Raw genomic sequence first — 22,916 nt, 5'->3', positions numbered from 1 at the left:
GGCCGGTGCGTCCACGGCCCGCCGGCGGGAAACTCCTTGGCGGTGTGCTGACCGGACCCGGCAGTCTTCCCGGGTGATCCCCGCCCGCCTGCACCCCTTCGCCGGCCTGCGCGTCGTCCTGCCGCACGCCGACGGCGACGTCGAACTGCGCACCGGCGACCTGGCCGGGCTCGTCGACCTGGCCGCGGTGGCCGCACGCGGGGTGCACGGTCCGGAGGAGATGCCGTTCTCGGTCCCGTGGACCGACTGCGACCCCGACGAACGCGCGCGGCGCACGTTCCGCTGGCACGTCGGCGGGTGGAGTTCGTGGACCGCGCAGGACTGGCGGCTGGACTTCGTCGTGCGCCGTGCCGGGGTCGTCGTCGGCACCCAGTCGCTGGAGGCCACCGACTTCGGCGTGCTGCGCGAGGTGAGCACGGGATCGTGGCTGGGGCGGGAGCACCAGGGCCGCGGAACCGGGTCGCTCATGCGGGCCGCCGTGCTGCACCTGGCGTTCGACGGGCTCGGCGCGAGCAGCGCGCGCAGCGACGCCTTCCTGGACAACCCGCGGTCGCTGGCCGTCTCGCGCCGGCTGGGGTACCGCGACGACGGGCTGGCCCGCACGGTGCGCCGGGGCCGGGTCGTCGTCTCGCAACGGCTGCGGCTCGACGCCCCGCAGTGGGCCGCTGGCGAGCGCCCGGCCGTGCACGTCGAAGGCCTCGACCCGGTCCTGCGGGCACTCCTTCCGACGGCCCCGTAGCGCCTCGTCGCGCGAAGTTCAAGGGGCGCCCGGCGACGGATGCGCCGAACGGGTCCGGAGGCGGGGATCCGTGGGGCATCATGGAGGTCCGAACACGGTGCGCGGTGCGCACCGCCGAGGCGCGGAGGTGCCGCAGGTGACCACCGAGGGATGGCCGGACGACAGGCTCACCTCATCCGACGTCCCGTCCCTCGTCCGTTTCCACGCGGGGCCCGCTGACGATCCGGACCGCTTCGAGCTGCTCGGCGAGGCCGACGGCGCGGACGAGGCCTGGCACGTGCTCGACCACCGGGCTGCGACGGGTGAGGCGTTGTTCACCCTCGCCGCGCTGCGGCCCGCCGCGGTCGGCGACCTGGAGGTCGTGCACCACCACCACGGGAACGCTGACGACGACACGGACGGCCACGCCGGGGGGAGCCTCGAGGAGCCGACGCCGCCGGAGGTGCTGTGGCGCGAGCGGGCCGCGGGGCTGGCCCGGGTGCGGCACGCGCGGCTGGCCGGGATCGTCGACACCTTCGTCGGCCCCGCCCCGCACCGGCCGGGACAGGCCGAGCCGGCCGACGGCGCGTGGCACTACGCCGTCCTGGAGCAGGCCGCCGGCCGGTCGGTCGCGGACTGGTTGCGCGACGACCCCGGCGCCACGGTCGAGGAACGCTTCACCGTCCTGGCCACGGCGGCCAGCGTCCTGCAGGAGCTGCACCGCGGCTCGGAGGACGCGCCCCCGCTGGTGCACGGCGACATCACCCCGCGGTCGGTGCGGCTGGGCGGCTTCTGGCCCGCCGACGGCGTCCGGCTGGCCGGGGCGAGCCTGGGCGGGCTGCGCCGCGGTCCGGTCCAGCAGCGCTCCGCCACGGTCTACACCGCACCGGAGGTCCGGGCGGGTGCGCTGCCCTCGGCGGCCGGCGACGTCTTCGGCTTCGGCGCCACCGCCGTCTTCGTGCTCACCGGGATGCCGCCGGCCACCTCGCCCGAGGGTGACGTCGATCCCGCCCTGGTGCGGCGCCAGCTCGCCGCGGCCGCGCTGACCGCCCCGCACCCGGGCGTGGCCGACCTGCTGCTGCAGGCGCTGGCGGCCGATCCCGCGCAGCGGCCGGACCGGCTGCCGGCGTGGGTCAACGGGATGCGGGCCATCGTCGAACCGCGGACCTCGCTGGACCCCTACCAGGACTCCGGCCGGGACGAGCAGGTCCCCGACACCCAGGTGGTCCCGTACGCCCCCGCCCGCGTGGCCCGGTCGCTGCCCAAGCGGCCCGTCGCCGTGGTCGTCGGGGCGCTGCTGCTGGCCACGGCCGGGACGGCCGTCGCGATCACCGCCGTGCAGCAGGGCCGGCTGCGCGACGTCCCGAACCCCGTCGCGATCGTCCAGCCGCCGCCGCAGACCTCGACGGGCGCCCCGACGAGTTCGGTGCCGCAGGCCCCGGCCACCTCGGCGCCCTCCAGCGCCGACGACTCGGCCGGCGACTCGGCCGACGCCCCGGAGCAGCGGGTGCCCTCGGCCGGCGGCTCCGCGTCCTCCTCCGAACCGTCCTCGGCCGGCACTGCCGACGGGACGCTGCCGGTACCGGTGCCGACCGAACCGGGCACGCCGCTGGGAACCGTCCCCGGGACGGCGCCGGGGATGTCGCTGCCCGACGTCCGCCCCGCCCCGCCGTCCGCCGAGGTGCCGACGGCGTCGGCGCCCCCGCCGGTCACCGGCCCGGACGTGCTGGTCCCGCCGGGGATCCGCACCCCCACGGCCGAGCCGACCCCGGAGCCCACCCCGACGCCGACCGACTCGGTGCCCAGTCCGGACCCGACGACCTCCGCGCCGTCCCCGGAACCGACGACCGAGCCGACGACCGAGCCGACGAGCGAGTCCCCGACGCCCTCGAGCTCCGGGGACACCGCGACGAACTCCCCGTCGGACTCGACGTCGGCGGTGCCGAGCTCCTCGTCGTCCTCGTCCTCGAACCCGGTCTGGGTCGGCGGGTTCACGCCCCCGGCGGACGACTCCGGCTCCGCGACGCCCTGACCCGCCACCGCGCGGGACGGGGTGGAGGTCAGGCCGCCGAGCGGGTCCGGCCCCGGCCCTGGGCCAGTGCGCACAGGACGTACCCGGCCCCCAGGGCCACGGCCACGAGCCCGAGGCGGCCGTCGGCCGGGACCAGGAACACCGCGGCCCCGCAGGCCAGGCAGTAGCTGACGTTGAAGACCAGGTCGTAGGCGGTGAAGACGCGACCGCGGTAGGCGTCCTCGACGCTGCGCTGCACGACCGTGTCCACGCCGATCTTCGCGCCCTGACCACCCAGGCCCAGCAGGGCCGCCGCGACCGCCAGCACCGGCTGCGAGGTCGTCGTGCCCAGCACCACCTGCGCGAGCGCCGCCAGCAGCAGGCAGCCCGTGATCCAGCGGTGCACCCGCCCCGGCCGCGCCCCCCAGGGCGCCAGGAACGCCGCCGCACCCGAGCCCGCGGCGACCGCACCCAGCAGCACCCCGAGCGCGGCCAGCCCGGCCGAGGGGTCGTCGGCCTGGGCCAGCGTGCGCCGGCACAGCACCACCATCGCGACCGTCGTCAGCCCGAACGCCCACCGGTGCCAGGCGATCAGCCCCAGCGCGGCCGCCGCCGGCAACCGCTCGCGCAGGTGACGCACCCCGCCCACCACGTCGGACGCGCTGCGCCGCCACCCCACGCGCCGGGCCGTCGCTCCACCGGGCGGTGGGCCCAGCAGGTCACGCGGGAACGCCAGGGCCACCAGCCCCGCGACCGCGTACCCCAGGGCGGCCAGGCCCAGCGCGACGACGTTCGCCCCCGGTCCCACGGCCGCCGTCACCGCCACGGTCGCCGTCGCTCCGACCCCGGCGGCCACCGTCCCCGCGGTCGGGGTGACCGAGTTGGCCAGCACGAACCTCTCCGGCGTCACCACGTGCGGCAACGCCGCCGACAACCCCGCCAGCAACGCCCGGTTCACCGACAGCACCGCCAGCGCCAGCACCCCGACCACGACGTCGGAGGCACCGCCGAGCAACGCCCCCGCGGCCACCAGCGCCAGGCCGGCCCGCACGACGTTGCCGACACCCAGCGTCGAGCGCCGCGACCGGCGGTCCAGCAGGACCCCCGCCCACGGACCCACCACGGTGAAGGGCAGCAGCAGCACCGCCGAGGCGAACGCCACGCCCGCCGGGGTCGCCTGCCGTTCGGGTGAGAAGAAGAACAACGACGCCAGCCCGGCCTGGAAGACCCCGTCCGCGGCCTGCCCGGTCAGCCGGACGGCCATCAGGTGCCGGTACCGGCCGGTCCGCAGCAGCCCGCCGAGCTCGCGCAGCACCCCCGGCGACCCCGGCGGTCCCGCCGGGCGAGCAGGGGAGGTGGCCGGGGTGGGAGGCACGGGCGCGAGGCTACCCAGCCGCACCCCGCCCGGGAGCCGGCGACGCGACCTCGCCCCGGAAGGGGGGCACCGGGGGCTTGGGAAGCGTCCTGTGGAGGTGTCGTGCACACCCGTCCGGCCCACCCCGGGGGGCGGGCGCGGTGGGAGGAGCCACGCATACTGGGACGGTCGCCGACGCGGGGACGACCGTGCGCACCGTGCGCAGCGGGGCGCCCGAAGACCGCGCCGGCCGCTGCCGATGGATGGGCAGCACCGCAGCCGCGACCGGTCGAGCTCCCGAGCCCGCCGGAGCGCCCGACCGCCGGAGGACCAGACAGACGTGGCTTCGCGACGCCCCGCTCCCGCCCCGCCGAACCGCCCCTCGGGCCGGCGGGGCCCTGCCCCCGCCCCACGCCGGCGCCCGCGGCGCCGGCTGGTCCTGGGCTGGCTGATCGGGCTGTTCGTGGCCGGGGTGGCGCTCGCCGTCGGCGGCTTCGCCGCGGCCTACGCACTGGTCAAGGTCCCCGACCCCAACGAGCTCGCCGACGCGCAGATCAGCACCGTCTACTACGCCGACGGCACCACCGAGCTGGGCACCTTCGCCGCGGTCAACCGCGAGAACGTCACCCTCGACCAGGTCCCCGACCACGTGCAGAAGGCCGTGCTGGCCGCCGAGGACCGCAGCTTCTACGAGAACCGCGGCGTCTCGCCCACCGGCATCGCCCGCGCGCTGTGGAGCAACGTCAGCGACGGCACCAGCCAGGGCGGGTCCACGCTGACCCAGCAGTACGTCAAGAACTACTACCTGTCCTCCGAGCAGTCGTACACGCGGAAGGTCAAGGAGTTCTTCATCGCGCTGAAGATCGACCAGCAGCAGACGAAGGACGAGACCCTCGTCAACTACCTCAACACCGTGTACTTCGGCCGCGGCGCCTACGGCATCCAGGCCGCCTCGCAGGCCTACTTCGGGGTGGACGCCAGCCAGCTGGACGTCTCCCAGGGAGCGCTGCTCGCGGCGCTGCTCAAGGGCCCCGGCAACTACGACCCGCGCAAGGGCGAGGAGCAGGCCGCGGCCGCCGCCTCCCGCGTCGGCTACGTGCTGGACGGCATGGTCTCCCAGGGCTGGCTGTCCCAGGCCGACCGCGACGCCGCCGGCCTGCCGGAGACGATCGAGAAGGTCGAGAGCACGCAGTGGTCCGGCCCGAACGGCTACCTGCTGAAGACGGTCGAGGACGAGCTGACGGGCACCGTCGGGCTGACCGAGGAGGAGGTCCAGCGCGGCGGGCTGAAGATCACGACGACGTTCGACGCGAAGGCGCAGGCCGCCGCCGTCGAGGCCGTGAACGACCAGCTGCCGTCCAAGCGTCCCGAGGGCTTCCACGTCGCGCTGTCCGCGGTCGACCCCGCGACCGGCGGCGTCACGGCGATGTACGGCGGCGCGGACTACCTCACGACCCAGTACAACGACGTGACGCAGGCCACCGCCCAGGCGGGCTCGACGTTCAAGCCGTTCGCGCTCGTCGCGGCGCTGGAGCAGGGCATGTCCCTGCGCACCACCTTCAACGGCAGCAGCCCGCAGACGATCGACGACTGGCCGGTGGAGAACTTCGGCGACGAGCAGTTCGGCCGCATCGACCTGGTCACCGCCACCGAGCACTCCGTCAACACCGTCTACGGGCAGCTGAACGAGGAGGTCACCCCGGAGAAGACCCGCGAGGTGGCCGTGCGGGCCGGCTACCCCGACGGGACCTCCGGCCTGACCAGCTACATCTCCAACGTGCTGGGCACCGCCTCGCCGCGCCCGCTCGACGTGACCCAGGCCTACGCGACCTTCGCGGCGCAGGGCACGTACCGCAAGGCGCACACCATCGCCAGCATCGACGACGCGACCGGCACCCGGACGTACACCGCCTCGCCCGACACGACGCAGGCGTTCGCCGCCGACGTCATGGCCGACACCACCTACGCGCTCGAGCAGGTCGTGCAGTCCGGCACCGGCTCCTACGCCAAGCGCCTGGGCCGTCCGGCCGCGGGCAAGACCGGGACGTCGAACGACAACAAGTCGGCCTGGTTCGCCGGGTTCACCCCCAACCTCGCCGCATCCGTCGCCCTGTTCCAGACGACCCCCGACGGCACGAGCAACGTCAAGCTCGACCTCGGCGGCGGTGAGGTCACCGGCGGCTCCTACCCGGTGCGGATCTGGACGGCGTTCATGCGCGCCGCCCTCGACGGGGTCGAGGAGCAGGACTTCCCCGACCGGGCGAACGTCGGCTCCTCGCGCGGTTCGTCCTCCAGCCAGACCTCGACGTCGACCCGCACGCAGTCGCCGACCTTCACGGCCACGCAGTCGCCGACCGCCACCCCGACCGACACCCCGACCGACACCCCCACCGACACCCCGACCAGCACGCCGTCGGGGTCGCCGTCGGGGTCGCCGTCGGGGTCCTCCTCGAGCACGTCCAACCCCACCTCCTCGAGCACCTCCAGCTCCGCCGGTGGTGGCGGCGGGAACGGCGACGAGGACGCGAGCTCGGACCAGGGCTCGCAGGACGCCGACTCCGACACCGGAGCCGTCGGTGGCGCGAGCGGGAGTCCCAGCGTGGACGCCGACGACGCGCAGAGCGCGCAGTAGGGGAAGCTGACGGGGTGAGCACGAGCACCCCTCGTCCGGAGGTCCCGTCGGTACCGCCCACGACGGTCGACCCCCTGGCCCGCGCCGGCAGCGAGTTCCTCGGTGGCCCGGCCGGGCGCCGGCTGGGCGGCGACGGTCCCTGGTGGGCGCGGGCGCTGCCGGTCTCGGTGGCCCTGGCCGCGGTCGCGGTCGCCGCCGGGGCGGCGAGCAAGCACCACTGCCGCGCGCAGGGCTGGAACACCCCCGACCAGTTCGTGCACGCCTGCTACTCCGACCTGCCCGTCGTCTACACCTCCTCGGGCCTGGCCGGTGGCCTCGGGCCCTACGCCGACGGCGTCTCGCTGAACCAGCCGCCGCTGACGTCGGTGCTGGCCTGGCTGGTGGGCCGGCTGACCCCGCACGAGGTGACCGTCGCCGCGCAGCGCGCCTACTTCGACCTGGCCTCGGTCCTGCTCGTCCTGGCCGCCCTCGTCGTGGTCGTGGCGGTGTGGGCCACGACCGGCCGGCGCCGCGGCTGGGACACCCTGCTGGTCGCGGTCAGTCCCGTGCTGGTGCTCAGCGGCCTGCTCTCCTTCGACCTGGTGGCCGTCGCGCTGGCCACGGCCGGGCTGGCGTGCTGGGCGCACCGCCGGCCGGTGGCGGCGGGGATCCTGCTCGGGCTGGCCGTCGCCGCCCGCACCTACCCCGTCCTGCTGCTGCTGGCGATCGGGCTGCTGGCGCTGCGCACCGGACGCCACCGGGCGGCCGCGGTCACGGTGCTGTCGGCGCTGGCGGCGTGGTTGGCGGTCGACCTGCCCTTCGCCCTCGTCGACGCCCGGGGCTGGTCCGCGTACCTGTCGGCCTTCTTCGACCAGCAGGCCGGGTACGGATCGCTGTGGGTGCTGCCGCAGCTGGCCCAGCAGGCCGTGGGCGCCGAGGTCACCTCCGGTCTGCCCGGCGGAGCCGTCGTCGTCCTGACCATCGGCGCCTGGGTGGTGTGGACGCTGCTGGTGGCGCTGTTCGTGCTGTGGGCACCACGCCGGCCGCGGCTGGTGCAGGTCGCCTTCCTGCTCGTGGCCGGGTTCTGCGTCCTCGGCGCGGCCTTCCCGCCGCAGGCCTCGCTGTGGCTGCTGCCGCTGGCGGCGCTCGCGGTGCCGCGCTGGCGCGAGCACCTCGTGTGGTGGGCGGCCGAGGCCGCCTACTTCGCCGCCGTCTGGCTGTTCATCGCCGGGCAGAGCGACACCGACCGGGCGCTGCCGCCGGAGCTGTACGCGCTGTTCCTGCTGCTGCGGCTGGGGGCGGTGGCGTGGCTGGTCGTGTGCGTGGTGCGCGACGTCAAGAACCCGCACGACGACGCCGTCCGCGCCACCCGCGGCCTCGACGACCCCTCCGGTGGCGACTTCGACCGGGCACCCGACGCCCTCGTGGTGCGCGTCGCCTGAGCGTGCACAGGCCCGCCGGCGGCGCCCGGCTGTGGATGACGGGGCCTGCCCGGCAGGGTGCGCCGGTCCGCTGCGGCACAGTGGGCGCCGTGGGGCCGGTAGACTCGTCTGGTCCTCCGCCCGTCCGTGCACACGGTGGGGTGGGGGCGACGCACACCGAGACCCTCCTGCCACGGAGAGACCGTGGCCGCCTGAGACCGAAGGAGGTGGGGAATGAGCGCGCGTCAGTACGAGCTCATGGTGATCCTCGACGCGGAGCTGGAAGAACGGACGGTCGCCCCGTCCCTCGACCGCTTCCTGAACGTGGTTCGCCAGGGTGGTGGCGAGGTCGGCAAGGTCGACATCTGGGGTCGCCGCCGGCTCTCCTACGACATCAAGAAGAAGTCCGAGGGCATCTACGCGGTCATCGAGCTCACCACCGAGCCGGCCGTGGCCCAGGAACTGGACCGTCAGCTGAACCTCAACGAGGGCGTGCTGCGTACGAAGCTGCTGCGAGCCGAGGCTGCCTGATGGCGGGTGAAACCGTCATCACGCTGATCGGGAACCTCACCAACGACCCCGAACTGCGCTTCACCCCCTCCGGTGCCGCGGTGGCCAACTTCACGGTCGCCTCGACGCCCCGCACGTTCGACCGTCAGTCGAACGAGTGGAAGGACGGCGAGACGCTGTTCATGCGTTGCGCGATCTGGCGCGAGGCGGCGGAGAACGTCGCCGAGTCCCTGACGCGCGGCACTCGGGTCGTGGTGACGGGCCGCTTGCAGTCCCGCACCTTCGACACGAAGGAAGGCGAGAAGCGCACCGTCATCGAGATGCAGGTCGACGAGGTCGGCCCGTCGCTGCGCTACGCCACCGCGAAGGTCAACAAGACCTCGCGCGGCGGTGGGGGCGGCGGCGGAGGCGGTTTCTCCGGCGGCGGCTCCGGTGGCGGTGGCGGCGGTTGGGGCGGCGGCTCCGGCGGCAGCGCCCCGGCGCAGCAGGACGACCCCTGGGCCACCGGCCCGTCCGGCGGGAGCCAGGGCGGCGGCGGCTGGGGCGGCGCGTCCAACGACGACCCGCCCTTCTGATCGACCGCACCACCACACGAGACCGGTGCCGCGGAGGCGAGTCCTCCCCGCGCCGGCTCTCAACGACCTGACGACCACGACACCGTCCACGACGGCGTCGTGGTCAGCCGGGTCGCACACAGAACGTCATCCCAGGCGTAGAAACCTGGGCTCTCACGAGAGGGGAGCACCACGATGGCCAAGGTGCCCGTGCGCAAGCCCAAGAAGAAGCAGAACCCGCTGAAGGCCGCCAAGATCGAGGCGGTCGACTACAAGGACACCGCGCTGCTGCGCAAGTTCATCTCCGACCGCGGCAAGATCCGCGCGCGTCGCGTGACGGGCGTGTCCGTGCAGGAGCAGCGGCAGATCGCCAAGGCGATCAAGAACGCCCGCGAGATGGCGCTGCTGCCCTACAGCAGCTCCGCCCGCTGAGGAGGGGGAACGAGATGAAGCTCATCCTCACCCACGAGGTCACCGGTCTCGGTGCTCCCGGTGACGTCGTCGAGGTCAAGGACGGCTACGGCCGCAACTTCCTGATCCCGCGCAACCTGGCCACCCCGTGGACCAAGGGCGGCGAGAAGCAGGTCGAGACGATCCGCAAGGCTCGCAAGACCCGCGAGATCGCCAGCCTCGACGAGGCGAAGGCCGTCAAGCAGTCGCTCGAGGCCCGCACGGTGGCGTTCGCCGCCCGCGCCGGCCAGGGCGGCCGTCTGTTCGGTGCCGTCACGCCGGCCGACATCGCCCAGGCCGTCACGGCCGCCGGCGGCCCGTCGGTCGACAAGCGCAAGGTCGAGATCCTGCAGCCGATCAAGACGACCGGCACGCACAAGGCTCTCGTCCGTCTGCACGCGGACGTCTCCGCGACGGTGACCATCGACGTCGTCGAGGCCACCGCCTGAGACAGGCTCAGCTGTTCGACCGGAGGCCGGTCGCACCCGTGAGGTGCGGCCGGTCTCCGGCGTTCCCGCCCCCGCGCCGCGGGGACCCCGCCGAACCGGGTGGCCGCCCCTGCCGCGCCCTCAGCGCGTGTCGGCGCCGGTGACCATCCAGGCGTCCTGACGTTCGCGCCGCACCAGCGTCACCAGCCGCGCCAGCGTGTACAGACCGGCGAACGCGATCCACAGCCACACCAGCCCCGCCCGGCCGGTCGGCGCCAGCCACAGCACGGCCAGCGCCGCCGGGACGTAGCAGGCCAGGGTCGCGACGCCGGCCCCCGCCAGGTAGCGGCCGTCACCGGCACCGATGAGCACCCCGTCGAGGACGAACACCCAGCCGGCGGCCGGCAGGCAGACGGCCAGGACGACGACGGCCGCGGTGAGGTAGCTGCGGACCTCCGCCTCGGGGGCGAAGAAGCCGGCGACGAGCGGGCTGGCCAGGCCGAGGACGAGCCCCAGGACGACGCCGACGGCGACGCCCCACTGGACCATCCGGCGGATCGTCGCCCGCACCCCGGCGACGTCCCCGGCGCCGAGGGAGCGTCCGACGAGCGCCTGCGCGGCGATCGCGAGGGCGTCCAGCGCCAGGGCCGTCGTCGTCCACAGCGTGTTCGCGACCTGGTGTGCGGCGATGCCGGCGTCACCCTGGGCGGCGGCGACGAACGTCGTCAGCAGCGCGGCCACCCGCAGCGTGACGGTCCGCACGAGCAGCGGGACGCCGTCGAGGGCGTTGCGCAGGACGCCCACCGGGTGCGGACGGACCCGCGCGCCGGTCCGCACGACCCCGCGCGCGACGACCGCGGCGAGCGCGACCGCCATGAGGACCTGCGTCGTCGCCGTCCCGACGGCCGAGCCGGCGATGCCCCAGCCGACGCCGTGGACCAGCAGCAGGTTCAGGACGGCGTTGAGGACGGCCCCGGCTGCGGCGACCACCAGCGGCGTGCGGGTGTCCTGCAACCCCCGCAGCACGCCCGTGGCGGCCAGGACGACGAGCATCCCGGGCAGCCCGGGCAGGCTCCAGTGCAGGTAGGTCAGCGCGTACGGACGGGCCGCCTCGCTGACGCCGAGGAGGTCGACGACGGGCCCGGACCCCAGCCACAGCCCGACCGCCACGACGCTGCCGAGGCCGAGCGCCAGCCACATCCCGTCGACGCCCTGGCTCAGCGCACCCTTCGTGTCGCCGGCCCCGAGACGGCGCGCGACGGACGCGGTGGTGCCGTAGGCGAGGAAGACGAAGACGCTGACGGCGGTGGTCAGGGCGGCACCGGCGATGCCCAGGCCGGCCAGCGGCAGGGTCCCCAGCCGAGCCACGATGGCCGAGTCGGCCAGCAGGAAGAGCGGCTCCGCGACCAGTGCGCCCAGGGCGGGAACGGCCAACCTGAGGATTTCGGCGTCGCGCTCGGCAACCTTGAGACGCCGTGACACGCCGTTACCTGATCGCAACAGAACCGACTTCCCCTCGTCCGGACGATTCTTCTCGTCTCCACACCGCGTGGACAACCCGCGGCCGACATCGTCGCAGGTCAGTGACGTGCGGTCGGCTGCGTCCACCGACAGCCCGGCGGTTGTCCCCAGGGTTGTCCACCCCCTGTGCACAACGGTCCCCATGCCATCCACAGGCTGTCCACCGGTCTGTGCACAGGCCCGTTTGACCGCTCGCCACGTCATCGGTCACTGTGCCGCAGGGACGTGTCGGAGCCGTCCCGTAGACCTTGCCGACGAGAGATCGTCGCGGGGACGGCTCTGGGGGAAGAGGGGCTTGCCGCAGTGACCACGTACGACGAGCCACCAGCCGACTACGACGTCCCCGACGACGACGGTGGGCGCGGCGGCCGCGGGGGACGCGGCGGGCGCGGGAAGCGCGGCGACCGCGGCGACCGCAGCGAGGGCGCCTCCTTCGACCGGATGCCCCCGCAGGACATCGCCGCCGAGCAGGGCGTCCTCGGCGGGATGATGCTGTCCAAGGACGCCATCGCCGACGTCGTCGAGGTCCTCAAGAGCCAGGACTTCTACCGCCCCGCGCACGAGCTCATCTACGACGCCATCCTCGACCTGTACTCGCGCGGCGAACCGGCCGACCCGGTCACCGTCTCGGCCGAGCTGACCAACAAGGGCGAGCTGACCCGCGTCGGCGGCACGCCCTACCTGCACGACCTCATCTCCACCGTCCCGACCGCCGCGAACGCCGCGTTCTACGCGCGGATCGTGGCCGAGCGCGCCGTCCTGCGCCGCCTCGTCGAGGCCGGCACCCGCATCGTGCAGATGGGCTACGGCGCCGACGGCATGGACGTCGAGGCCGTCGTGAACTCCGCCCAGGCCGAGATGTACGCCGTCACCGAGAAGCGGACCAAGGAGGACTACGCCGTCCTCGGCGACGTCATCGAGGGCACGATCGACGAGATCGAGGCCAGCGCGCACCGCGGGGAGGGCATGGTCGGGGTGCCGACGGGCTTCGCCGACCTCGACAGCCTGACGAACGGCCTGCACCCGGGGCAGATGATCGTCATCGCGGCCCGGCCGGCGGTCGGGAAGGCGCTCGCGCTCGACACGCCCCTGCCCACGCCCACCGGCTGGACGACGATGGGCGAGGTCGCGGTCGGGGACCAGTTGATCGGCGCGGACGGCCACCCCACGACGGTCGTCGCCGCGACCGAGGTGATGGTGGACCGCCCGTGCTACGAGGTGGAGTTCTCCGACGGCAGCGTGATCGTCGCGGACGGGCAGCACCAGTGGTTCACCAGTACTCGTAGCTCGCGGAAGTCCGCGCACGCGGCTGCAACAGGACTTGGGGGCACCCGCAACCAGCGCATCTTCGACTCGGTCAAGACCACCGAGGAGATCGCCGCCACGCTCCACAGCGGAACGGTCGAGAAGCGACTGAACCACGCCGTGGAGCTGGCCCGCCCGGTTCAGCTGCCCGAGCGTGAATTCCTGGTGACGCCGTACGTACTGGGCGCATGGCTGGGGGACGGGCACAGCGCTGCTGCTCGAATCACCACCGCGGACGCCGAGATGGTCGTCCTGCTGGAGGCCGAGGGGCTGGAGCTACGTCCCTTCGGTCGCCTCGGATACTCGCTCCGGTTGCCCGAGAGCGACGTCGCGACGAAGACCTGCGTCGTTTGCGGGGTGGAATTCGTCCCGCACACGTCGCAGGTGAAGACGTGCGGCCGGAGCTGCGGTGGTCGGTCCAAAGGCATCGGTGGCTTCAGCGTCCCGCCGACGTGCCCGTCTTGCGGGCAGCCTTCGAGCGGGTTGGCGTTGTGCTCGTACTGCCGTGCCGAGCACGGAACCCTACAGGCGCGCTTGCGGACGGCTGGAGTGCTCGGAAACAAGCACATCCCCGGCGATTACCTTCGTGCTTCGGAAGGACAGCGGCGTGCTCTGCTCGCCGGGCTGCTGGACACCGACGGGACCGTGGCTCCCAGCGGGACAGTCCAGTTCGCGGTGACGTCTCGACGCCTTGCGGAGGATGTCCGAGAACTCCTCCACAGCCTCGGCTACCGCACCGGGTGGAGTGAGAAGGTCGTACGTGGCCGAAGTGCCGACTCCTCGACGGCCTTCACCATCACCTTCAGCACCGATGACGACGTCTTCCGTCTGGAACGCAAGCGTCTGGTGCACAAGGACCGCCGCCAGCGCCAGTTCCAGCGCCGCAACAGTCGGTTCATCACCGACGTCCGCCGCATCGACTCCGTGCCCGTCCGATGCGTCGAGGTGTCGAACGACGACCACCTCTACCTCGCCGGCCGCTCGATGATCCCGACGCACAACTCGACGCTGGGACTCGACATCGCCCGCGCCGCCTCGATCAAGCACGGTCTGGCGTCGGTCATCTTCTCCCTGGAGATGGGCCGCAACGAGATCGCGATGCGCCTGCTGTCCGCCGAGGCGCGCGTCCCCCTGCAGAAGATGCGCAAGGGGAACATGGACGACGCCGACTGGACGCGGTTCGCCCGGACGATGGGGGCGATCAACGAGGCGCCGCTGTACATCGACGACTCGCCGAACATGTCGCTCATGGAGATCCGTTCCAAGTGCCGGCGGTTGAAGCAGCGCGCCGACCTCAAACTCGTCATCGTCGACTACCTGCAGCTGATGACGTCCGGCAAGCGCGTCGAGTCCCGCCAGCAGGAGGTCTCGGAGTTCTCCCGTGCCCTGAAGCTGCTGGCGAAGGAGATCGAGGTTCCGGTCATCGCGCTCTCGCAGCTGAACCGCGGTCCCGAGCAGCGCACGGACAAGCGGCCGATGGTCAGCGACCTGCGCGAAAGTGGCTCCATCGAACAAGATGCGGACATGGTCATCCTGCTGCACCGGGAAGACATGTACGAGAAGGAGTCCCCGCGCGCGGGTGAGGCCGACTTCATCGTCGCCAAGCACCGCAACGGCCCCACCGACACGATCACGGTCGCGTTCCAGGGCCACTACTCGCGCTTCGTCGACATGGCCACCTGAGACGCGCCGGCCGCGTTCAGGCCCGGCCGCCGGCCGGGTGGTCGGGCCACAGCCGCAGCAGGTGGTCGAAGAACTCCGCCTTGCGGCGTTCGTAGTCGGCGTCGGGGCTCGCGAGCTTGCCGGCGTTGAACTCGGCCAGCAGGTGCGGGTCGGCGCGCAGCAGCTGCCAGCTGCGGGTGAAGCGCAGGTCGTGCTCCGAACCCACCGGCGTCACCGCCAGGCCGGTGGGCAACGGAGTCCCGGGCACGTCGAACGTCGCCAGGGTGGAACTCCAAATCCCGGGGTGGACCACCGGCAGCAACCGCCCCAGCCGGGCCGGCGCCCGCGGCCACGAGTCCGCTGGAACCCGCAGGTGCAGGTCGACGTCGCCGCGGGTCACCGCCCCCTCGACGCTGCTCGCCCCCACCAGCACCAGCTCGCCGGGAACCCCGGCATCGTGCAGGGTCCGCCGCTGGGCCCCCAGCACCTCGAGAGCCGTGCGGTGCACCTCGCGCGCCGAACGCAACCGGACCACGGCGTCAGTCCACCACGCGGGACCGCGCGGAGCGGCGAACCGCAGGTCCTCACGCCAGCCGCGCGATCAGCACCCGACCGCCGTCCTCCCGGTCGCCCGGGTCCCACCCGTCGCCGTCCGCCGGGGCGGCGACCACCTCGGTGACCAGTCCGTGCCCCCGCGCGGCCGCCACCGCGGGGGTGATCTGCTCCTCGTCGAGTTCCACGAACAGCCGTCCCCGCCTCGTGAGCCGGTTCCCGACCTCGGCGAGCACCCGGCGCAGCACGTCCAGCCCGTCCGGGCCGCCGTCCAGCGCCCGGCGGTCCTCGCGCTCGCGCATCTCCGCCGGCAGGTGGGCGATCTCGGCGCTCGGCACGTACGGCACGTTCGCGACGACGAGGTCGAACCGGAGGCCGGCGGGAACGGGGGAGAACAGGTCCCCGGTGTGGACGCCGGCGCCCGGCAGGTTCCGGCGGGCGCAGGCGGTCGCGGCGGGCAGCACGTCGCTGGCGTGCACGACGAGGCCGGGCACCCGGTCGGCCACCGCGCCGATCAGCGCGCCCGTCCCGCACCCCAGGTCCAGGGTCACGTCGCCCGGGCGGACGTGGGCGACGGCGAGGTCGACGAGGAACTCGCTGCGGTGCCGGGGGACGAACACCCCGGGCTCGATGGCGTAGCGGCGGCCGCAGAACGCCGCCCAGCCCAGGACGTCCTCGAGGCGTTCGCCCGCGACCCGGCGGGCGACGAGGCGCTCGGTGTCGCCGGGGGCGGCCAGCAGGAGCGCCGCCTCCCGTTCGGCGTAGACGCAGCCGGCGGCGCGCAGCCGCCCGAGGAGGTCCACGCGAGCAGTCTGGCAGGGTGACGGACCCGGACCCGTGGCAACCTCGGGCACGAGGGCGTCGCCGCCGCGCCCCGAACGCCCTGGAGGACGAGAACCCGTGCCCGGCGCCCTTCCCGGACTGCTCGTCGCGCTGACACCCCTGTCGCAGCTGGGGTTCATCCCCGTCTCGGTGGTGCTCGGGGAACGGTGGGGCCTGTCCGTGGAGCAGGTCGGCCTGTCCGTCGGCGTCTACGCCGCGGCGGCCGCGGTCGGCACCGTCCTGCTCGGGCCCCTGTTCGACCTCGTCTCCCCGCGCCGCGTCCTGCCGGTGGCGGTCGTGCTGAACGTCCTGCTGTCCGGTTCGCTGCTGACCGACCCGGGGTTCGCCGGCATCGTCCTCGCCCGCGTCCTGACCGGTGTGACCGGCAGTGCCCTCGTGCTGTGCGCCGTCGTCGTCGTGGCCGACGGCCACCGCGACGACCCCTCCGCCCGGGAGCGGGGTTTCTCCCGCCTGCAGACGTCCACCAGCGTGGGCGCGGCGGTCGGTCTCGCCCTCGGCGCCGCGGCCGCCGGGCTGGGTGCACCGGCGGTGTGGGCCTGGGTGGTCGTCGGGTACGGCGTGCTGGTGCTGGCGCTGACCCCCGCGTTCGTGCGCCGGATGCCCTCCGGCGCGGCGCTGCCCGGGACCTCGCCCACCGCGCGCCTGCACGCCCTGGCCGCGGACGTGCACGGCGCGCTGCGCGCACCCCGGACGGTGTTCCTGCTGCTCGCCGGTGCGGCCGTCGGCTGGGCCATCCAGACCGCCCACTACACCGTCAGCCTCGTCTCCCAGCAGGCCGGTCCCGGCCTCGGGCAGCGCGTCCTGCTGGCCGTGCTGATCCCGCTGGGGGTGTTCGCGGGCGCCTCCCTCGACGAGGTGCTGCTGACCCGGGCCGCAGCGGTGCGGGTGTTCGCGCGGGCCTACCCCGCGCTGCCGGTGGCGGCCGCGGCCGTGCTGGCCGGTGTCGCCTCCGGGTCGGCCGTCGTCCAGGTGCTCGCCCTGGTCGGCCTCGGGGTGGCGCTGGGGGTGCTCATGCCGCTGGGTCCCGCCGTCGTCGTGGGCTGGTACCCCGACCTGCGGGGGAGCGTGTCCGCCGCGGAGTCGGTGTCCAAGGCGCTGGGCTCCACCGTCGGCCCCGTCGTCCTGGGTGCGGTCGCGTCGGGTACGACGCTCGCGGGCGGGTTCGCCGTCGCCGTGGCGGTCACGCTGCTGGGTGCCTGGTGCGCCCGGGTGTCCGCCCGCAGCTGATCCGAGGAATCGCGGCGCGGTCGGTGGGGTTGGGCCCCGTGGAAGCCCACACCGGTACGAAAGGTCGCTCTCATGTCGCTCGCCCTGTCCGTCCTCGACCTCGCTCCGATCGCACCGGGGCAGTCGGCGGGCGAGAGCATCGCGGCCAGCGTCCAGCTCGCCCAGGCCGCCGAGGAGCACGGCTACCGGCGGGTCTGGTACGCCGAGCACCACAACATGCCGCACATCGCCTCCTCCGCCCCGGCCGTGCTCATCGCGCACATCGGCGCGCAGACGAAGAGCATCCGGCTCGGTGCCGGTGGCGTGATGCTGCCCAACCACTCGCCGCTGGCCATCGCCGAGCAGTTCGGCACCCTGGAGGCGATGTACCCCGGGCGCATCGACCTGGGCCTGGGCCGCGCGCCCGGCTCGGACGAGGCGACGACCTACGCCCTGCGCCGCGACCCGGCCCAGTCGGCCCAGTTCCCCGAGGACGTCGCCGAACTGCGCGCCTACCTCGCCGGCCAGTCCCGCGTGCCCGGCGTGGCCGCCACCCCCGGGTCGGGCCTGAACGTGCCGCTGTACGTGCTCGGCTCCTCGACCTTCGGCGCCCACCTGGCCGCCCGGCTGGGCCTGCCCTACGCGTTCGCCTCGCACTTCGCCCCGCAGCAGCTGCGCGCCGCGGTCGTGTCCTACCGCAACGAGTTCCGGCCCTCCGAGCAGCTCGCCGAGCCCTACGTGATCGCCGGGGTGAACGTCGTCGCCGCCGACACCACCGAGGCGGCGCGGGAGTCGTTCGCCCAGGTCCAGCGCCGGTTCGCCACCGGCCTGTTCGGCCGCGGCCGCACCTTCACCGAGGCCGAGGTCGACATCCTCATGCAGACCGCCGCCGGGCAGCACGTCCAGCAGATGCAGCACTACTCCGCCGTCGGCACGCCGGGCGAGGTGCGCTCCTACCTCGAGGAGTTCCAGCGCGAGGCCGGCGCGGACGAACTCATCGTCGCCCACCAGGCGCTGTCGACGCCCGCCCGCCTGCGGTCGGTGCAGCTGCTGGCCGAGGCGTTCGAGGGCGCCGGCGTCTGACGGAAACCCGTGGAGCGCGCACTCCGGTCGTCGTTACCGTGACCGGGTGCGCGACGACGCGGGGGTGTGGTGGATCTGCGGTGCACCGTGCACCGGCAAGTCCACGGTGGGCTGGTCCCTGCACACCGACCTCCTCGACGGCCCGCGGGCGTACGTCGACATCGACCAGCTCGGCATGTGCTACCCCGAACCCGCCGACGACCCGGGCCGGGAGCGTCTGAAAGCGCGAGCGCTCGGCACCCTGGCCCGCCGGTTCGCGGCGGCCGGGGCCGGGCGCGTCGTCGTCTCGGGGGTCCTGGACCGTCCGGCCGAGGCCGTCGCGCACCTCGGGCTGCCCGTGACGTTCTGCCGGCTGCGCGTGGACCCGGCGGAACTGCGCGTCCGCCTGCACCGTCGCTACGGCCCCGACGACGTCGAACGGGCGCTGGCCGAGAACGAGCAGCATGACTCGGTCCCGGTCGTCGACGGCACCGGCGACGACGTTCCGGCCCGCGTGCTCGCCGCGCTGCGCGCCACCGACCCCGAGCCCGCGCGTGAACTCCCCGTCGACCCCGACCCCGGCCCCGCCGGTGGCCGGGTGGTCCTGCTGACCGGACCACCGGCCGTCGGGAAGTCCTCGGTGGGTTTCGCGCTGTTCCTGGCGCTGACGCGGACCGGGCGCGCCGCCTACCTGGACCTGCAGCAGATCTCCTTCACCACGGACACCACCCGGGACACCACCCCGGACACCACCACGGACACCACCCCGGACACCGCGGGAACGGCCGCGGCGCTGTGGGCGCGGTACCGCGAAGCCGGCGCGACGACCCTCGTCGTCACCGGCCGCGTCGAGGACGCCGCACCGTACCGGCGGGCGTTCGCGAACTCCGAGCTCCTCGTGGTCGAGCTGCGCGCCGGGCCGGACGCGCTGCGCCAGAGGGTGTGCGCCCGCCTGCGCGGAGAAGCGCCCGAACTGGCCGGCGACGAGATGCGCGGCGCGCGCGACCCCGAGCGGTGGCTCCACGCCCGGGGGTCGACCGTCGCCGTCGACGTGGTGCTGCCCACCGACGGGCTGGCGGTGGACGACCTGGCCGACAGGGTCGGTGAACTCCTGGGCCGGCCCGCGCAGCGGCAGGACCCTGCCACCCGAAGGGCTCAGGAGGTGAGCACTCCAGCGCTCAGGCTGGTCCCACCGGACCGAGCGGAGGAGCAGACGATGTTGCGAGGCATGTCGACCGTGGCGCTGCTGGCGCAGGACTTCGAGGGCGCCAAGCGCTGGTACACCGAACTGCTGGGGGTGGCGCCGTACTTCGAGCAGCCCTGGTACGCCGAGTTCCGCATCGGTGACTACCAGCACGAGCTGGGGATCCTCAACGCGCAGTTCGCCGGCCAGCTCGGTGGGGTTCCGGCCACCGACCGGCCCGGCGGGGTCGTCCTGTACTGGCACGTCGACGACCTGGACGGCGCGGTCGCCCGCGCCCTCGAGCTCGGCGCCACGCTGTTCCAGCCGGCCCGGCAGTTCGGGGAGGGGTTCACCGGCGCCTCCGTCGTGGACCCCTTCGGCAACATCCTCGGCCTGATGCACAACGCCCACTACCTCGAGGTCCTCGACGGGACGAGGGCCCGGGAGGGGTCGTGACAGGGCGCCGGGCGCCGGGCGCCGGGCGCGGGCGCCCTCGTCGCGGCGGACCCGGCCGGCGTCCGTCGCGGCGGTGCGGTCCTAGCATCGGCGGGTGCCGTCCATCGCCTCCCACGCCCTGACGATCCCCGCCTCGCCCATCCGCCGGATCTTCGACCTGGCCCAGGGCCTGGAGGACGTGGTGTTCCTCAACGTCGGTGAGCCCGACCTGCCCGTCGCCCCGCACGTGCTGGCCGCGGGGGCGCGGGCGTGGCGCGAGGACGTCACCGACTACACCCCCAACGGCGGCATCCCGGCGCTGCGCGCGGCCATCGCGCACAAGCTGCAGCGCGACAACGGCCTCGACGTCGACCCCGACCAGGTGTGGGTCACCGCCGGTGGGATGCAGGCGCTGCACCAGGCGATGTCGCTCACCCTCGACGCCGGGGACGAGGTCCTCGTCCCGGACCCGGGGTACGTGAACTTCTCGATGACCGCCCGGCACGTCGGCGCGGTCCCGGTGCCCTACCGGCTGGACCCCGACGACGGGTTCCGGCCCGACCTGGCCGCGCTCGAGGAGGCCGTCACCGACCGCACCCGCGTGCTGGTGGTGAACTCCCCGTCGAACCCGCTGGGCACGGTGTACGAGGCGGAGGTGCTGCGTGCGCTGGTGGGTTTCGCGGCGCGGCACGACCTGTGGGTGATCTCCGACGAGGTCTACGAGCAGTTCACCTACGACGTCCCGCACGTCAGCACCGCCTCGCTCGACCCCGACGGGCGGGTGCTGTCGGTGTTCTCGTTCTCCAAGACGTACGCGCTGACGGGCGCCCGTGTCGGCTGGTTCGTCGCCCCCCGCGCGTGGGACCAGTTGCTGCGCACCGCGCAGGAGGCCGTCGTCAGCTGCGTCAACGCCCCCGCCCAGCACGCCGCGCTGGCGGCGCTGGAGGGCGACCAGCAGGTCGTCGCGGACGCCCGCGAGCACTACCGCGGGAACCTGGAGGCGGCCTGTGACTTGCTGTCCGGCAAGGGCATCCGCTACCAGCGGCCGTTCGGTGCGTTCTACCTGTGGGTCGACGTGTCGCACGCCGGCGGGGGTGACGTGGCGACGTGGTGCGAGGAGTTCCTGCTCGACCGGCGCGTCGCCGTCGCCCCCGGGACGGCGTTCGGTGCCGGCGGCGAGGGCTGGATCCGGGTGTCGCTGGCCGGGACCCGCGAGGACGTGCTGACCGGCCTGTCGAGGTTGCCCGACCCGTCGTGACGGGCCTACGGTTCACCACCGCCGAGCGTCCGGGCGGCCTACGAGGCCGAACCCGAACTCGGCGTCCTGCACGCCGAACTCGAGGAATCGCTGCGGCGGGCCCTCACGACGACGCTGCTGGGAGCGCTGCCCCGCACGTGAGACCCGCCGGGCCGCAGGAGTTCCCGGATCGACTCAGGCGGATCAGCTCAGGCGGGTCAGCCAGCGGCGCAGCAACGCCGTCTCCTCGGGGGCGAGGGTTCGCGGTTCGGTGAGGTCCAGCTGGGCCCGCAGCCGGTGGGCGGCCGCGGGCAGGCCGGAGTTCTCCTCGCGCTGCGGGGCGTCCGTGAGCAGGGACGCGAACACGGTGTCGCGCATGCGCTGCGACAACCGCTCGTCGAACAGTCCCGGCTGGGCGATGCGGTTCAGCGCCGCCCCGACGTTGGCCGACAGGACCACCTGAGCGGCGTGGTCGACGTCGACCGCGAGCCGGCCGGCCGCGGCGACCCGGGTGAGCGTGGCGGCGAGCAGGTCGAAGACGCGCCGGCGGGCCGTGGACTGCGAGCGCGGGCGCGGGACGAACATCAACTGGTACAGCGCCGGGTTGGCCACGGCGAAGGCCGTGTGGTCGTCCCAGCCGGCGAGCAGGTCGGCCACCGGGTCGTCGCTGACGGGCAGGGCGGCCTTGCGGGCGGAGTACCGGTCGAAGCCGGTGTCGGCGAGGGCGTCGAGCAGGCCCTTCTTGTCGCCGAACTGCCGGTACAGCACCGGCTGGGTCACGCCGGCCGCCTCGCAGACCGCGCGGGTCGCGACGTCGTGGTCCTCGGAGGCCACGAGCAGTCGTTCGGCGGCGTCGAGGATCGCGGTGCGCTGGTCCATGTAGCGATGGTACGCGTTGGAGGTAGCGCTGATCTGCGTGGCTTGCTACGGTGACCGTACCGACGATACGCATCAGGCGTATCGCAGATCGGAGAGGACGCGCACGTGACCGAGCAGCGAGTCGCAGTCGTCACCGGGGGATCGCGCGGCATCGGCCGGGCCGTCGCCACGACACTGTCCGCCCGCGGGCAGGCGGTCGTCGTCGGCTACGCCGGGTCGCAGCAGCCGGCCACCGAGGTCGTCGGGGAGATCACCGCGGCCGGGGGCCGTGCCGTCGCCGTCCAGGCCGACGTCGCCGACGAGCGGGCCGTCGCGGCGATGTTCGACCGGGCGCAGGAGGAGTTCGGCGGCGTCGACGTCGTCGTGAACGCGGCCGGCCGGATGCACCTGTCCACCATCGCCGACCTCGATCTGGACGACCTGGACGCCCTGCACCGCACCAACGTCCGCGGAACGTTCGTCGTCGCCCGCGAAGCCGCCCGCCGCGTGCGCGACGGGGGAGCGGTCGTGACGTTCTCGACCTCCGTGGTCGGTCTGCAGTTCCCGACCTACGGTCCCTACGTCGCCAGCAAGAGCGCGGTGGAAGGCGTGACGATGATCCTCGCGCGCGAACTGCGCGGCCGGGACGTCACCGTCAACGCCGTGGCCCCCGGACCCACCGCCACCGACCTGTTCCTCGACGGCAAGGACGAGGAGACCGTCGAGCGTCTCGCCCAGCAGCCGCCGCTGGAACGTCTCGGCGAGCCCGCCGACATCGCCGAGGTCGTCGCCTTCCTCGCCGGCCCGGGGCGCTGGGTCAACGGTCAGGTCGTGCGCGTCAACGGCGGGATCGTCTGACGGCCCCACCCCCCGGGGGGGGGGGGGGGGGGGGGGGGGGGGGGGGGGGGGGGGGGGGGGGGGGGGGGGGGGGGGGGGGGGGGGGGGGGGGGGGGGGGGGGGGGGGGGGGGGGGGGGGGGGGGGGGGGGGGGGGGGG

Annotated in this window: 19 protein-coding genes; 14 read left to right on the top strand and 5 right to left on the bottom strand. The window is 74.1% G+C overall.

What is annotated here, in order from left to right; genetic code table 11:
- Positions 1 to 73: 73 nt before the first annotated feature.
- Complete coding sequence (locus tag ACRYR2_RS22615) at positions 74 to 739, top strand: GNAT family N-acetyltransferase (RefSeq protein WP_432565148.1); 666 nt, start codon at positions 74 to 76, stop codon at positions 737 to 739.
- A 136-nt stretch (positions 740 to 875) separates the two neighbouring features.
- Complete coding sequence (locus ACRYR2_RS22610; RefSeq protein ID WP_432565147.1) at positions 876 to 2,750, top strand: serine/threonine-protein kinase; 1,875 nt, start codon at positions 876 to 878, stop codon at positions 2,748 to 2,750.
- A gap of 28 nt (positions 2,751 to 2,778) precedes the next feature.
- On the opposite strand, the gene ACRYR2_RS22605 is transcribed toward ACRYR2_RS22610, so the two are convergent.
- Complete coding sequence (locus tag ACRYR2_RS22605) at positions 2,779 to 4,104, bottom strand: MFS transporter (RefSeq protein ID WP_432565146.1); 1,326 nt, start codon at positions 4,102 to 4,104, stop codon at positions 2,779 to 2,781.
- Positions 4,105 to 4,423: 319 nt separating this feature from the next.
- Here ACRYR2_RS22605 and ACRYR2_RS22600 point away from each other — a divergent pair, with 319 nt between their 5' ends.
- The 6 genes from ACRYR2_RS22600 (at position 4,424) to rplI (ending at position 10,078) form a co-directional block, all read left to right on the top strand.
- Positions 4,424 to 6,715 carry a transglycosylase domain-containing protein gene (locus ACRYR2_RS22600; RefSeq protein WP_432565145.1) on the top strand — a complete coding sequence of 764 codons (2,292 nt, stop codon included), beginning with the start codon at positions 4,424 to 4,426 and terminating at the stop codon, positions 6,713 to 6,715.
- Positions 6,716 to 6,729: 14 nt separating this feature from the next.
- Positions 6,730 to 8,136 carry a glycosyltransferase 87 family protein gene (locus tag ACRYR2_RS22595; RefSeq protein ID WP_432565144.1) on the top strand — a complete coding sequence of 469 codons (1,407 nt, stop codon included), beginning with the start codon at positions 6,730 to 6,732 and terminating at the stop codon, positions 8,134 to 8,136.
- A 213-nt stretch (positions 8,137 to 8,349) separates the two neighbouring features.
- Positions 8,350 to 8,646, top strand: a complete 297-nt coding sequence (rpsF, locus tag ACRYR2_RS22590) for a 30S ribosomal protein S6 (RefSeq protein ID WP_432565143.1) — start codon at positions 8,350 to 8,352, stop codon at positions 8,644 to 8,646.
- Positions 8,646 to 9,200 carry a single-stranded DNA-binding protein gene (locus ACRYR2_RS22585; RefSeq protein WP_432565142.1) on the top strand — a complete coding sequence of 185 codons (555 nt, stop codon included), beginning with the start codon at positions 8,646 to 8,648 and terminating at the stop codon, positions 9,198 to 9,200. The genes rpsF and ACRYR2_RS22585 overlap by 1 nt, the downstream gene beginning before the upstream one ends.
- Positions 9,201 to 9,374: 174 nt before the next feature.
- Complete coding sequence (rpsR, locus tag ACRYR2_RS22580) at positions 9,375 to 9,611, top strand: 30S ribosomal protein S18 (RefSeq protein ID WP_012085900.1); 237 nt, start codon at positions 9,375 to 9,377, stop codon at positions 9,609 to 9,611.
- A 14-nt stretch (positions 9,612 to 9,625) separates the two neighbouring features.
- On the top strand, positions 9,626 to 10,078 hold the full coding sequence (rplI, locus tag ACRYR2_RS22575) for a 50S ribosomal protein L9 (protein WP_432565141.1): 453 nt from the start codon (positions 9,626 to 9,628) through the stop codon (positions 10,076 to 10,078).
- A 120-nt stretch (positions 10,079 to 10,198) separates the two neighbouring features.
- Here the strand turns inward: rplI and ACRYR2_RS22570 are convergent, their stop codons facing one another.
- The gene (locus ACRYR2_RS22570) at positions 10,199 to 11,491 is read right to left on the bottom strand and encodes an MATE family efflux transporter (protein ID WP_432565140.1); all 1,293 of its coding nucleotides are present in this window, start codon (positions 11,489 to 11,491) and stop codon (positions 10,199 to 10,201) included.
- Positions 11,492 to 12,019: 528 nt separating this feature from the next.
- Between ACRYR2_RS22570 and dnaB the strand changes: the two genes are divergently transcribed.
- Positions 12,020 to 14,566 carry a replicative DNA helicase gene (gene dnaB, locus ACRYR2_RS22565; RefSeq protein WP_432565159.1) on the top strand — a complete coding sequence of 849 codons (2,547 nt, stop codon included), beginning with the start codon at positions 12,020 to 12,022 and terminating at the stop codon, positions 14,564 to 14,566.
- Between the two features lie 16 nt (positions 14,567 to 14,582).
- Here the strand turns inward: dnaB and ACRYR2_RS22560 are convergent, their stop codons facing one another.
- Entirely contained in the window at positions 14,583 to 15,080 is a 498-nt protein-coding gene (locus tag ACRYR2_RS22560; RefSeq protein ID WP_432565139.1) for a hypothetical protein, read from the bottom strand.
- Positions 15,081 to 15,129: 49 nt separating this feature from the next.
- Positions 15,130 to 15,900, bottom strand: a complete 771-nt coding sequence (locus ACRYR2_RS22555; RefSeq protein ID WP_432565138.1) for a methyltransferase domain-containing protein — start codon at positions 15,898 to 15,900, stop codon at positions 15,130 to 15,132.
- 97 nt (positions 15,901 to 15,997) lie between these two features.
- Here ACRYR2_RS22555 and ACRYR2_RS22550 point away from each other — a divergent pair, with 97 nt between their 5' ends.
- The 4 genes from ACRYR2_RS22550 (at position 15,998) to ACRYR2_RS22535 (ending at position 21,084) form a co-directional block, all read left to right on the top strand.
- The gene (locus ACRYR2_RS22550) at positions 15,998 to 17,167 is read left to right on the top strand and encodes an MFS transporter (protein WP_432565137.1); all 1,170 of its coding nucleotides are present in this window, start codon (positions 15,998 to 16,000) and stop codon (positions 17,165 to 17,167) included.
- Between the two features lie 72 nt (positions 17,168 to 17,239).
- Positions 17,240 to 18,229, top strand: coding sequence for an LLM class flavin-dependent oxidoreductase (locus ACRYR2_RS22545; protein WP_432565136.1), 990 nt, complete (start codon positions 17,240 to 17,242; stop codon positions 18,227 to 18,229).
- Positions 18,230 to 18,275: 46 nt separating this feature from the next.
- Positions 18,276 to 19,847, top strand: coding sequence for a VOC family protein (locus ACRYR2_RS22540; protein ID WP_432565135.1), 1,572 nt, complete (start codon positions 18,276 to 18,278; stop codon positions 19,845 to 19,847).
- A gap of 94 nt (positions 19,848 to 19,941) precedes the next feature.
- Positions 19,942 to 21,084: a pyridoxal phosphate-dependent aminotransferase gene (locus tag ACRYR2_RS22535; protein ID WP_432565134.1), complete on the top strand. Its 1,143-nt coding sequence runs from the start codon at positions 19,942 to 19,944 to the stop codon at positions 21,082 to 21,084.
- Positions 21,085 to 21,267: 183 nt separating this feature from the next.
- Here ACRYR2_RS22535 and ACRYR2_RS22530 read toward each other — a convergent pair whose 3' ends face one another.
- Entirely contained in the window at positions 21,268 to 21,942 is a 675-nt protein-coding gene (locus ACRYR2_RS22530; protein WP_432565133.1) for a TetR/AcrR family transcriptional regulator, read from the bottom strand.
- A 105-nt stretch (positions 21,943 to 22,047) separates the two neighbouring features.
- Between ACRYR2_RS22530 and ACRYR2_RS22525 the strand changes: the two genes are divergently transcribed.
- On the top strand, positions 22,048 to 22,779 hold the full coding sequence (locus tag ACRYR2_RS22525; protein WP_432565132.1) for an SDR family oxidoreductase: 732 nt from the start codon (positions 22,048 to 22,050) through the stop codon (positions 22,777 to 22,779).
- The last annotated feature ends 137 nt before the right edge of the window (positions 22,780 to 22,916 follow it).

This window comes from Kineococcus deserti (assembly GCF_050871945.1).
Classification (GTDB): Bacteria; Actinomycetota; Actinomycetes; order Actinomycetales; family Kineococcaceae; genus Kineococcus.
Note: the sequence above shows the minus strand (reverse complement) of the source record. Positions and strands in the feature narration are given on the sequence as shown.